This window comes from Roseburia sp. AM23-20, assembly GCF_003470905.1.
GTDB classification, from domain to species: Bacteria; Bacillota; Clostridia; order Lachnospirales; family Lachnospiraceae; genus Roseburia; species Roseburia rectibacter.
On sequence record NZ_QRHS01000025.1, the window covers coordinates 48,291 to 61,490 of the forward strand.

At 42.3% G+C, this 13,200-nt stretch carries 10 protein-coding genes; 9 read left to right on the forward strand and 1 reads right to left on the reverse strand.

The genetic code is table 11. From position 1 onward, the window contains the following. Positions 1–930 precede the first annotated feature (930 nt). The 5 genes from DW650_RS15950 to DW650_RS15970 all read left to right on the forward strand — a co-directional run bounded on the left by DW650_RS15950 (position 931) and on the right by DW650_RS15970 (position 5,553). Entirely contained in the window at positions 931–1,251 is a 321-nt protein-coding gene (locus DW650_RS15950; RefSeq protein WP_117922606.1) for a PadR family transcriptional regulator, read from the forward strand. Between the two features lie 5 nt (positions 1,252–1,256). After that, positions 1,257–1,934 (forward strand): DUF1700 domain-containing protein, encoded by a 678-nt coding sequence (locus DW650_RS15955; protein ID WP_117922605.1) that lies wholly within the window; start codon positions 1,257–1,259, stop codon positions 1,932–1,934. After that, positions 1,931–2,980, forward strand: coding sequence for a DUF4097 family beta strand repeat-containing protein (locus DW650_RS15960; protein ID WP_118210500.1), 1,050 nt, complete (start codon positions 1,931–1,933; stop codon positions 2,978–2,980). Before DW650_RS15955 ends, DW650_RS15960 begins: the two co-directional genes overlap by 4 nt. A 146-nt stretch (positions 2,981–3,126) precedes the next feature. After that, positions 3,127–4,371: a CapA family protein gene (locus tag DW650_RS15965; RefSeq protein ID WP_117922603.1), complete on the forward strand. Its 1,245-nt coding sequence runs from the start codon at positions 3,127–3,129 to the stop codon at positions 4,369–4,371. A gap of 63 nt (positions 4,372–4,434) precedes the next feature. Then, on the forward strand, positions 4,435–5,553 hold the full coding sequence (locus DW650_RS15970) for a CPBP family intramembrane glutamic endopeptidase (protein ID WP_118210501.1): 1,119 nt from the start codon (positions 4,435–4,437) through the stop codon (positions 5,551–5,553). Here the strand turns inward: DW650_RS15970 and DW650_RS15975 are convergent. Continuing rightward, on the reverse strand, positions 5,547–6,443 hold the full coding sequence (locus DW650_RS15975; protein ID WP_243102996.1) for an AraC family transcriptional regulator: 897 nt from the start codon (positions 6,441–6,443) through the stop codon (positions 5,547–5,549). The genes DW650_RS15970 and DW650_RS15975 overlap by 7 nt on opposite strands. 189 nt (positions 6,444–6,632) lie before the next feature. Between DW650_RS15975 and DW650_RS15980 the strand changes: the two genes are divergently transcribed. The 4 genes from DW650_RS15980 (at position 6,633) to DW650_RS15995 (ending at position 12,680) form a co-directional block, all read left to right on the forward strand. Further along, the gene (locus DW650_RS15980) at positions 6,633–7,571 is read left to right on the forward strand and encodes a glycoside hydrolase family 113 (protein WP_117922600.1); all 939 of its coding nucleotides are present in this window, start codon (positions 6,633–6,635) and stop codon (positions 7,569–7,571) included. A gap of 109 nt (positions 7,572–7,680) precedes the next feature. Continuing rightward, entirely contained in the window at positions 7,681–9,399 is a 1,719-nt protein-coding gene (locus tag DW650_RS15985) for a phospho-sugar mutase (RefSeq protein ID WP_118210503.1), read from the forward strand. Positions 9,400–9,415: 16 nt separating this feature from the next. After that, positions 9,416–11,605, forward strand: coding sequence for an alpha-galactosidase (locus tag DW650_RS15990; RefSeq protein WP_118210504.1), 2,190 nt, complete (start codon positions 9,416–9,418; stop codon positions 11,603–11,605). A 49-nt stretch (positions 11,606–11,654) separates the two neighbouring features. Continuing rightward, a complete protein-coding gene (locus DW650_RS15995; RefSeq protein WP_118210505.1) occupies positions 11,655–12,680 on the forward strand; it encodes a LacI family DNA-binding transcriptional regulator in 1,026 nt (341 codons plus the stop codon). Positions 12,681–13,200: the final 520 nt, after the last annotated feature.

Here is a 13,200-nt window from a genome sequence, read left to right on the forward strand (position 1 = left end):
ACACTGTGTTACGGACAGGCAGTCTAAGATTGACTAATTTTCTCCCAAAGTCACAAAACTAGTCCCGGCTTGATGCAATTTGCCAGCCACTAAGTTGTGAACCACCCTTCGCCGGGGAACTCATTTTACATCCTTGGGGGTGCGTAAATTTTTAGTGTTTTGTGTCTGAATCAGATTAAAAAATATTTCCAAATAACTATGTTTAATAGATTATTATTGGTTTGATAATACTGGAAAACCTCAATATATCCCATTATGCCTATGTTTATTGCCATACACATTTGAAAAAATATTCTGCGTTATTAATCTGGCAATTTACGAAATAATTCATGTAATACAATGTAGCAGATGGAAATTCTGGGGAGTCATCAGGCTGAATATCAGTGATACAGCACATTAGGATTTTAAGCATATTCTCATTCGTGCGAATATCAAAAATTCACACCCGCGCCCCCAGTTTTGAGATGAACCGCCCACCCAAATGGTGTTCACAACCTGAAGGCTGGCATCTTGCGCAAAGCCGGAGCTAATTTTGTGACTTTGGGAGAAAATTAGAAAATCTTGGTATGCCTGTCTACACACAGTGATGTTCTGCCACGGATGGCAGAAAAAGGCAGCATCGAGTCATGGATGACTCGTTGTTGCCCTTCACGTCTCTCCAAGAAAATCTAATTCAGGCATACCTAGACTTTTCTTATTTTCGTACAACGGAACCAAAATTAACTCCGGCTTTGCGCAAGAAGCCATTCACAAACCTACGACACACCATTTGAGTGGGCGACGCATACCTCAACAAACCAGCATTTTGGTGTGTTAATATATTATTTTTGGTAAAATAAATGTTGACAAATAATATTATATGGAATATAGTATTGATAGATAAATAATATTAAAAGAAATAGAATATTATAAAGAAAAGGAGATGAGCGCATGGTATTTAATACAGGAGCTGCTCTCTTAGACGCAATCGTGTTAGCTGTTGTGTCGAAAGAAGAAGAAGGCACCTATGGCTACAAGATCACGCAGGATGTGCGCAAGGCCATTGATGTATCAGAATCCACCTTATATCCGGTGCTAAGAAGACTGCAGAAGGATGGATGCCTTGAAGTGTATGACAGAGAGTGTGGCGGCAGGAACAGGCGTTATTATAAGATCACGGAGCCTGGACTGGATAAGCTGGTCGAATACCGGAGAGAATGGGAAGATTATTCCATGAAAATATCAGCACTGTTTTCAGGAGAGGAGCTTTAGAGGGTATGAAAAGAGAAGAATTTTTAAAACAGTTAGAACAGCTTCTGGATGGAATATCAGAAGAAGAAAAGGCAGATGCACTGGCATTTTACCGCAGCTATTTTGAAGATGCCGGGGAAGAAAACGAAGAATCTGTCATAGCGGAGCTTGAATCACCGGAAAAGGTGGCACAGAGCATTAAAAAGAATCTGGGAATCGAAAAAGAGAGTGAAACCTGTGATGTCACGCCAGACCATAATCCGGACTGGAATCAGAATGATGACATGTTTGTAAAAAATGAGGAGACTTCAGAAAAGAAGAAAAGTGGATGGAGCGCAGCAGCGATCGTATTGGTAGTTATCACATCACCACTCTGGCTGACATTGCTTTTAGTCATAGCCTCACTTCTTCTTGCAGTAGTAGCAACATTATTTGGCATTGCAGTTGCAGTGGTGGCGGTTATGGCATCACTTGTATTTGCAGGTTTTCTTCTGATCGGTTTTGGATTCAGTACTTTATTTACAGGAGGAGTGGCTGTTGGACTTGGACTGACCGGAGCAGGATTTCTGGTTTTAGGACTTGGTATTTTAGCAGTACTTTTAGTTGTATGGGTATTTGGCGTATTTCTTCCATGGGCAGTCAAAGGAATCATCTGTTTGTGTAAGAAACCGTTTGAAAAGAAAAAAAGTGGGGTGGCAGCATGAAAAAATTTACAAAGGTTACATTGATCGTTGCAGCGGTATTGTTAGGAGTGGGACTGATCTTCTGTGGTGTAAGCACTGCAATGGGAGCATCTGTATGGCGTATGGCAAAAAACGGGGAACTCAGATATGGAAACTGGCATATTGGCCCGGTTGGACTCTATTATAGCGGCAGCGATTATGATGACGACGATGATTATGATGATAACGATGATTATGATGACGACGATGATGACGATGATTATGATGACGATGATGATCTGGATGCAGATGATAAAGATATTGTGGATCTTGTGTCAGATATCGGTGATGCAGATTTCTCGACAGAGGTTCCATCAGGGGAGGCAGACCAGAGTTATGATGCTTCTTCCATTCAGAATATCAATATGGATATTGATGCTGCAGAAATTACAGTCAGGGAATCGGATGACAGTGCAAAGCTGCGTGTTGTATTAAAACGCGGCAAAGAAAAATATTATTCCTGTAAAACGGATGGAAATACATTAAAGATTAAATATGATGCGAAAAAACATTATTATAAGAAATCCCCACAGATCATACTGTATCTGCCAAAAGGAAGTTCTTTTGATGAACTGAATTTTGATATTGGTGCCGCAGATATGAATTGGAAAGATTTTGACGGAAGCTGTAATGATCTGACCTTAAAAGTCGGAGCCGGAAACTTTGAAGCAAAAAGATTTCAGGTAAATGGAAAAATGGATGTATCTGTCGGTGTCGGTAATGTTGAGATCGAAGATGGTGTAGTGAATGGTGATGCGTCGATCGACTGCGGAGTCGGGAACTTTTCCATGGATGGAAGTGTTGAAGGGAATCTCAAAGCAGACTGTGGAATGGGAAATATGACACTTGATTTAAATGGTGAGGAAAAAGAGTACAATTACAAACTTTCCTGTGGACTTGGTTCGATTGAAGTGGATGGGGAGACTTATACAAATATCAGTGGTGATAAAGAAGTCCAAAATGAAGGTGCAAAGAAAAACATGGAACTTGACTGTGGTATGGGAAGCATTGAAGTTGATTTTGAGTAGACTGAGATTTTCCGTCAGTTGACAATCAGAGAACAAATCATTATGATAAAAATGGCGTCGGCGTACAATCGTTGTACATCGGCGTCATTTTTGTAATGTTTCCTGAACCAAAGAAAAACGAAAACAATGCAAAAATGGGAGGATCTATGAATAAAACAATAAGAATCGTACTTTATGTGCTTTCCATACTGACTGTAGCGGGCGTGATCGCCGCAGCAATTTTAACTGGTGGTCAGACACAGCCTGTTATAACATCGGGGACGGCAGTAACAGAAGAGAAGCAATCTGACACGGCAGATAAAACGGATGAAAATGGAACAGCACCAGATGGAGCAGATAATGACGATACATCGGGCGAAACGGAAAACATAAAGGATACTGCAGACGCAGCGGATAGCACGGAGCGCACATCAGATGATACAGAAACAGCAGCAAACGCAGATAATCCGAAAGACTCAGGCAATACAACGATCATCCTTACCGGTGATGTCCTGTTTGCAAATGCATTTAAAGCAGCCTATGATGCAGGTGGAATCGAGAAGGTTGTTTCACCGGAACTGTTAGAGCAGTTAAATGAAGCGGATATTTTAATGGTAAACAATGAGTTCCCGTTTAGTGACCGTGGGGAACCGATGGCGGATAAGCAGTTTACCTTCCGGTGCAGTCCTTCTTATGTAAAGGCATTAAATGAGATGGGTGTGGATATCGTTTCACTCGCAAACAACCATACTTTGGATTATGGAAGAGAGGCATTGTCCGATACGTTTCAGGCATTAGATGGAGCCGGAATTTTATATGGCGGGGCAGGAGATTCCACAGCGCGCGCAAAAGAGGTGCAGGTTGTGGAAGTGAATGGAAAAAGATATGGATTTATTGCCGTATCACGTGTAGTTCCGTCTGTCGACTGGAAAATCGAGAATGGCACTCCGGGAATGTTTACCTGTTATGATGTGGCGGCGCTCATCGAAGTGATAAAAGAGGCAAAACAGACCTGCGATTTTGTGACGGTATTTCCACATTGGGGAACTGAGTACAGCGAACAGCCGAATACGGTGCAGCGTGAACTGGCAAAACAGTGCATGGATGCAGGGGCAGATCTGATCGTTGGAGCGCATACACACTGTCTGGAAGGAATACAGTTTATGGATGGAAAACCTGTTTTTTACAGTCTGGGGAATTTTATTTTTGGACAGAACATTGACAGATCTGCAGCAGTAAAAGTTACAGTGACAGCAGATGGAGCAGTTTCTTATGCCCTGATCCCGGTTTATGCGTCAGACGGACAGACAAAACAGATGGATGATAATGCAGCACAAAGCCTGTTTACTTATATGGAGAGTATCTCTGATAATGCATCGGTAGATACAGCAGGAAATATCAGGGAAAAGTAGTACATGAAAGGATCATTGCAAAAGGCAGTGTGAATATAAAACAAAAAGAAAAAGGAGATTGGTATGAAAAACAAAATCTTAGGGCTGCCGAAGGCAGTAGTCATCATTATCGGTATTGTGATCACGGCACTTTTTTTAGTGCTGATGAATCTGGTCGGAGTGGCAGCAACACATCTGACTTCCATCACGGACAGTTATACATTACAGTTTATTGCTGAACTCGGTGTGGCTGTCTATGCGATCGGCGTGTTGTTTCTTATGGGGTATCAGCAGTCGTTAAAAAAGACCGGTGTGGGATTTTTAAGAGGATTTTATATCGGTGGATTTATGGTTGGATACTGTGTGTATGTGACAGTTGCACAGTTATTTTTACAGAGTGTTTCCGGTACGGACGGCGTGTGTTCTGCAGGAGGGATCATCATTTACATATTGACAATGTTTTTCGTGGGCATGAACGAGGAAGTGATCATGCGTGGGATCGTGTTAAATCTTTTCGCAGATTGTTTTTCAAACACCAGACGTGGAGTGCTTGCTGCCATTATTTTATCCAGTATGATCTTTGGTGCAGCGCATATCCCGAATGTACTTTCCGGCGTGCCGTTATCAAGTGCACTGATCCAGGCACTGCAGGCAACATTGCTTGGTGTTTTGTTTGCGGCAATTTATCTGCGCAGCGGTAATTTATGGATCTGTATTATCATTCATGCACTTGTGGATTTCGGAGGATTAATGGCAAGCGGTATTTTTGGAAATGGTGATATGACAGATATGATCGGCAATCTTTCCATATTAAATCTTGTAGTGACCGTTCCTCTGTTTTTAATTCCGTGTATTGTATTACTGCGAAAAAGCAAGTTAGATGAGATCGTGGAAATGAGGGAAGGAGAGATCATTATCCCGTCGGAGCGTGAGGGAGAAAATATTGCAACGGTATCACTGATCCTTGGCATTTTCGGTATCGTGACCGGATTCGTCGGATACGGAGCAGGATTTGGATTAGTCGGTCTGCTTGGTGCAATCTGCTCGAAAAAAATAAAACCACAGCAGAATGGTACGGCAACAGCGGCACTTGTCACCTCGATCATCGGACTTGTGATCGCTGCATTGATGATCACTGTGATGATGTTTCTTATGCCGCTGCTGGGTGATGCCAGTACATGGGAAATTATGACAAATCAGTGATCCTGCCCGGATATGGAGTGCTGTCTGCGGTACTGGTGCGGGGAAATTCCATATTTTTCCTTAAATGAACGGATCAGATGGCTGCAGTCAGCATAACCGGTTTCCTGGCTGATATAATTTAAGTCGAAGTTTGTAAAAAGGAGCATATCCTCAACCTTGCAGAGACGGATAAATTCGATATATTTTTTACAGGACTGTCCGTAAATTTCGCGGAAATTTTTGGCAAAATGGGAATAACTCATGTGACAGAGTGCAGCGATATCTTCCACGCGGATATTTTCGCAGGCATGGCGGTCAATATATTCCGTGATGGTATAGATCGTATTTTCTTTTGCCAGAGGTGTAAAAGAACAGTCCGTGTCAAAACCGTCATCGCGCCAGATTCGGAGAAGCCAGGTTAAAAGTTCCCTGATTTTTGACTGCAGGATCATCTGATATCCGTACTGCATATTCTGCATTTCACGGACGCAGTCATCAAATAAAGACTGTATGGGAAGAGAGCGAAGCATTTCTTCCGGGAAATAAATATCGGCATGCTCATTGTTTATAGCATTGCCAAACAGTGCAGAAAAATTCCAGTTTCCACCGGTAAAAGAAGTGGAGGAATCAAGCTGGCCTAAATCAAATTTTAAAACATAATATTGCAGAGGGGCATCGGACACTGCATGGACGGAATGAACAACGGAAGGGAGAAAGACGATCAGATCGCCTTCCGTAACAATATGACTTTGTTCATTCTGATACATCAGGGCGGTGCCCCTTGTTACGTAAAGAATCTCCATAAAATAATGCCAGTGCGGCTGTACCGGCAGCCATTCTTTTTTCACATCCAGAAAGAAACATTCGTAGGGTTTATTTAATTTGTCGGTATATTCAAATAATGATTTCATACTAAACTCCATTTTTGAGTGTGAAAAATGTATTTTTCACACTGATCTTTGGTCATAAAAATAGATTTATACAATTTTTGACATGAAAAATTATAGCAGGTATACAGGGCGAATGCTATATTAATGACAGGATCAGTATAAAATGAATGTTATATTTTTAGATGAAATGAAAAAGCAAGGAGAAAATAAATGGAATATATCTGTGGAGTGACATTTGCACCGTTTGCCTGTGCAGGGGCATTTAAAAAGTCAGGGGCAAAGGAAAGTCTTGCTATGATGAAGGAAAGAACCGGAGCAGATTTTGTGATATTTGTGCCGGGAGGATTGCAGGAGACACCGCAGTCTGAGGAGATATGTTACACATCAAAAGCAACGATGGAAGATGATGAGCTGATCGATATGATCGGGTATGCGAAAGAGATTGGACTTCGTGTGGCATTAAAACCGACAGTAAACTGCAAAAATGGAACATGGCGTGCACACATTAATTTTTTTGATGAAGATGTTCCATGCGAACCAAAATGGGGGAACTGGTTTACATCTTATACGGCATTTCAGCTTCATTATGCAAAGATCGCAGAGCAGTATGGCTGTGAAATGTTTATTGCCGGCTGTGAGATGGTGATGAGTGAGCATCGTGAAACGGAATGGCGCAGACTGCTTTCGGATATCAGGCAGGTTTATCACGGACTTCTTTCTTATAATACGGATAAGTATCAGGAGCACCGTGTGAAATGGTGGGATGCTGTGGATGTGATATCATCAAGCGGTTATTATCCTTATGGTGACTGGGAAAATCAGTTAGACCGTATTGAAGCAGTGGTAAAAAGATTTGAAAAACCGTTTTTCTTCGCAGAGACAGGATGTATGTCAGTAAAGGGTTCCATGGAAGTACCGAATGACTGGGGCGTGAAAGGTGATGCTGACCCGGATGGTCAGGCTGAGTGGTATGAAGATATGTTTAAAGCCTGCAGTAAGAGAGACTGGGTGCAGGGAATGGCACTCTGGTCATGGGATGCAAAACTTTATCAGGAGCGGAGTGCAAAGTCGCGCATGGACTATGAGATCTATGCGAAACCTGCAGAAAAAGTTGTAAAAAAATATTATGATTCTTTTTTGGGTAAATGAAAATATAAAAACAGTAAAAAGATTAAAATTAGTTTACAACAACTTAAAAAAAGGTTATAATTTAAAAAACAATAAAAAATGAATTATAGAGAAGTAAAGGAGAAGAAGAATGAGCAATTACATGGATACTTACAGACAGTGGTGCACAGATCCGTATTTTGATGAAGATACAAAAGCTGAGTTAAAGAAGATCGAGGGGGATCAGGCAGAGATCGAGGATCGTTTTTACAGACAGTTAGAATTTGGAACAGGCGGTTTAAGGGGTGTGATCGGAGCCGGAACCAACCGTATGAATATTTATACCGTGCGTCAGGCAACACAGGGACTTGCAAATTATATCATCTCCCAGAACGGACAGGAGAAAGGTGTTGCGATCGCACATGATTCAAGAATCATGTCCACAGAATTTACAGAGGAAACAGCGCTTTGCTTAAATGCAAACGGCATCAAGGCATATGTATTTGACAGCCTTCGCCCGACACCGGAGTTATCTTTTGCAGTGCGTGAGTTAGGATGCATTTCCGGTATCGTCATCACAGCAAGCCATAATCCGAGAGAATACAACGGATACAAAGTATACTGGGAGGACGGCGCACAGATCACACCGCCTCATGACAAAAATATTTTAGCAGAAGTTGCAAAAGTAACTTCCTTTGACCAGGTAAAGACTATGGCAAAAGAAGATGCAGTTGTAGCAGGACTTTACAATGTGATTGGTAAAGAGATTGATGACCGTTACATGGAAGAACTGAAAAAACAGTCCATTCACCCGGAGATCATCAAAGAGATGGCAAAAGATATCAAGATCGTATATACACCACTTCATGGAACAGGAAATCTTCCGGTACGCCGTGTATTAAAAGAACTTGGTTTTGAGCATGTATATGTAGTGCCGGAGCAGGAAAAACCGGATGGCAACTTCCCGACTGTTGCATACCCGAACCCGGAGTCACCGAAAGCGTTTGAACTTGCATTAAAACTTGCAAAAGAAGTGGATGCTGATATCGTTCTTGCAACAGATCCGGATGCAGACCGTCTCGGTGTTTACTGTAAAGATACAAAGAGCGGCGAATATGTGACATTTACAGGAAATATGTCAGGTATGCTGATCGCAGAATATATTTTAAGAGAAAAAACAGCAATGGGAACTATGCCAAAAAATCCTGCACTGGTTGAGACGATCGTTACCACCGATATGGCAAAAGCAATCGCAAAATCTTACGGTGTAAAACTGATCGAAGTTTTAACAGGATTCAAATATATCGGAGAGCAGATCAAATTCTTCGAGCAGCAGAATACCTATAATTATGTGTTTGGCTTAGAGGAAAGCTACGGATGTCTTGCCGGTACTTATGCAAGGGATAAAGATGCCTGCGTTGCAGTCATGATGTTATGTGAAGTAGCATCCTGGTGCAAAAAGAACAACATGACACTGTGGGATGAAATGCTTGCAATGTATGAAAAATACGGTTACTACAGAGAAGGACTTGAGACAAAGACATTAAAAGGAATCGATGGAGCAGCGCAGATTCAGGAACTGATGAGCAATTCCAGAAAGAATCCTCCGAAAAGACTTGGTGGTTTTGATGTGCTTGCAGTCCGTGACTATAAAGAGGATACAAGAAAAGATACTGTAACCGGAGAGGTGACAAAGACTGGTCTGCCGGAGTCAAACGTACTTTATTATGAACTTTCCGATAATGCATGGTGCTGTATGCGTCCGTCCGGAACAGAGCCGAAGATCAAATATTACTTTGGTGTCAAGGGAAGTTCTTTAGAGGATGCAGAAAAGAAACTTGCCGGACTAAAAGAAGATTTGCTGAAATAACAGGAGGAACAGAAGCGTGGCAATTACATACTTTGAGAAAGAACGTATTTTCAAACTGGATACGCCAGGCTCCAGTTATGTGATCGGGATCGTGGACAAAGAAAATTTTGTCGGTCATGTATATTATGGTAAGAAATTAAGAGATGCAAACATTGCATATCTGCTCCGCACGGGAGAGGGACCGTTTGTGCCTTCTGAAAATAACAGAGAGAGAGTATCATTCTATGATACGTTTCCGATGGAATATGCAGGAAACGGACTCGGAGATTACAGAAGAAGCAGTATTTCTGTGAGAACAGAGGGAGGTCATACAGCAGTATCACTGTTTTATGTGTCACATAAAATTTATGCAGGAAAACCGGGACTTGCCGGACTTCCTGCAACGTTCGGCGATGAAGATTCCTGTGAGACATTAGAACTTCTATGCGAGGATCCGGTACTTGGGTTAAAGGTAACTTTGCTTTACACGGCATTTTCTGATGTGGATGTCATCACAAGAAGCGTGCGGATCGAAAATGACGGCGAAATGTTATATCTGACGAAGGCACTGTCTTTCTCCATGGATATGGATAACCGTGATTTTACACTGCTTACCATGCATGGTTCCTGGGCAAGGGAGCGTATGTTAGAACACCGCAAGGTGAAAAAAGGCTTTATGGGAGTGGAATCAGTAAGAGGTGAGTCTTCCCATCAGGAACATCCGTTTATGGCACTTGCGGCAGGCAATGCAGACCAGTCACAGGGTGAAGTTTATGGTATGCATTTTGTGTATTCCGGTAACTTTATCGGACAGGTCGAGCTAGGACAGTTTGATACCGTCCGTGTTAGTATGGGAATCCATCCGGAGAACTTCTGTTGGAAGTTAGAAAAAGGTGAGAGTTTCCAGACACCGGAGGTCGTGCTTGTATACAGCGATACCGGATATGACGGCATGACACACCAGTTCCATGAACTTTACCGTAATCATCTGATCCGCAGTGAATATAAGGATAAGAAACGTCCGATTCTGATCAATAACTGGGAAGCGACCTATTTTGATTTCAATACGGAAAAATTACTTTCCATTGCAAAAAAAGCATCGGAACTTGGCATTGAAATGCTGGTTATGGATGATGGCTGGTTTGGACACCGCAATGATGATTCATCAAGTCTGGGTGACTGGTATGTCAACGAAGAGAAATTAAACGGTGGTTTAAAACATCTGGTAGATGAGGTAAATAAACTTGGATTAAAATTCGGTATCTGGTTTGAGCCGGAAATGATCTCACCGGATTCAAAACTTTACGAGGCACATCCGGACTGGGCAATCCAGATCCCGGGAAGAGAGGGCTCTCTCTGCAGAAATCAGTATGTACTTGATCTTACCAGAAAAGAAGTGCGCGATTATGCATATGAGAGCGTGGCGTCGATCTTACGCAGTGCAAATATTGAGTATGTCAAATGGGATATGAACCGTCAGCTTTCTGACATCGGAAGCTATGGACTTCCTGCAGACCGTCAGGGTGAACTTTATCACCGTTATGTGCTGGCAGTGTATGAGATGCAGGAGCGTCTGGTAACAGAGTTCCCACATCTTTTACTGGAAAACTGTTCCGGCGGTGGTGCACGTTTTGATCCGGGTATGCTTTATTACAGTCCACAGATCTGGTGCTCGGATGATACGGATGCAGTAGAACGCTTAAAGATTCAGGAAAGTACGGCGATGATCTATCCGTTATCGACGATGGGAGCGCACGTTTCAGGCTGTCCGAATCATACGGTGGGACGTGTTACACCGTTTGAGACAAGAGGTCATGTAGCGCTTGCAGGAACTTTCGGTTATGAGCTGGATGTCACAAAGATTCCGGAAGAAGACAGACAGATGATCCCGAAACAGGTTGCCATGTATCATAAATACAATGATCTGGTAAGAAGCGGCGATTATTACAGGATCGCCTCCTATCAGGAAAATCATTATTTTGACTGTTACGAGGTGGTTTCAAAAGATAAATCAGAAGCACTGGTTACATTTGTGCAGGTGATCAACCGTCCGAATTATAAGAGCAGAAGAATCACATTAAAAGGACTCGATCCGCAGAAGAATTACTGTCTGGAAGGCGAAGATACTGTATATGCGGGAGATACATTAATGTATGCAGGTATTCTGATCCAGAATCCATGGGGTGATTTCCAGTCAAAACTGTTACATTTTGTGGAAAAGAAATAAGATTAAATCAAAAAAGTAAAAAGTAAAAAGTAGTAAGAAGGGGACGGTTATGGCAAAAGCAGTAAAGCTGGCAGACATTGCAGAGCAGCTTGGTGTCAGTACGGTCACGGTCTCAAAAGCACTTTCCGGACAAAAAGGTGTCAGCGAGGCTATGCGGGAAAAAATCAAACAATTGGCAGATGAACTTGGATACAAGCAGCCATCTGCCGTAAAAAAAGAAAAGTCAGTAAAAAGTTATAATATCGGAGTGCTGGTATCGGAAAAATACTTAGGAGAGTATGCATCCTTTTACTGGAAAATGTATCAGAGCGTGGCAACAAGGGCTGTGCAGAAAGAATGTTTTACCATGCTTGAGGTGGTGTCACTCGAAGATGAAGCGGAGGCGAAACTGCCTAAGATTGTTTTGGAAAATAAGGTGGATGGTCTGATCCTTATAGGAAGACTGAATACCGCATACCTTGGAACGTTGCAGCAGAGCACACGGATTCCGATTGTATATCTTGATTTCTATGATGAACATCAGATGAGTGATGCCGTGATCTCAAACAGTTATTACGGTACGTATATGCTGACAAATTATCTGTTGGAACATGGGCATGAGAGAATTGCATATGTTGGAACACTGCTGTTTACGGCAAGTATCACAGACCGTTATTTTGGCTACCGGAAATCCATGTTAGAACATGGAATTGATGTACCGAAAGAGTGGATCATACCGGATCGTGATATGAAATGCGGTGTGGTAGGTGTTGATATCCATCCGGATCAGATGGAGAATATGCCGACAGCATTTGTATGCAACTCCGATCTTACGGCGAGCATGGTCATTAACCAGTTAGAAGAGCAGGGGTATCGCGTTCCGGAAGATTTTTCAGTGGTTGGATTTGATAACTATCTTTTTCCGGGACTGTGTGATGTCGAGATCACAACTTATGAGGTGGATATCCGTGAAATGGCAAATAAAGCAATACATGTGCTGTTAAAGAAAGTCAGCGGGGAACGTTATAAACAGGGAATTACCATTGTTGAGGGAAGGCTGGTGGAAAAAGCCAGCGTGCAGCAGGTTGTAAAATAAGAGAAAGCGGTAAGTTGTGAAAGGCTTGCCGCTTTCTCTTTTTTTCGTTTCATGGACTTCACACCAAATTTTGGTTTGTTGGGCTATGAGTTCCCCGGCGAAGGGGGAGCGGAGTTTTGTGAGTGGCAAATTGCATCAAGCCGGGACTGTTTTGTTTCCGTTGTCCGAAAATAAGTCAATCTAAGGCTGCCTGGTATAGGTTGTGGCGGAGTGACGTGTACGTCTTAAATGTGCCATCCGGGCACATTAAGACTTGTGCTGCCGTCCGTGGCAGCACAACACTGTGTTACGGACAGGCAGACTAAGATTGCCTAATTTTCTCCCAAAGTCACAAAACGAATCCCGGCTTGATGCGATTTGCCAGCCGTAAGGTTGTGAACCACCCTTCGTCGGGGAACTCATTTTACAACCTTGGGGGTGCGTAAATTTTTAATGTTTGTGTCTGAATCTGATTAAAAAAGGATTTCCAAATAACTATATTTAATAGATTATTATTGGTTTGATAATACTGGAAAACCTC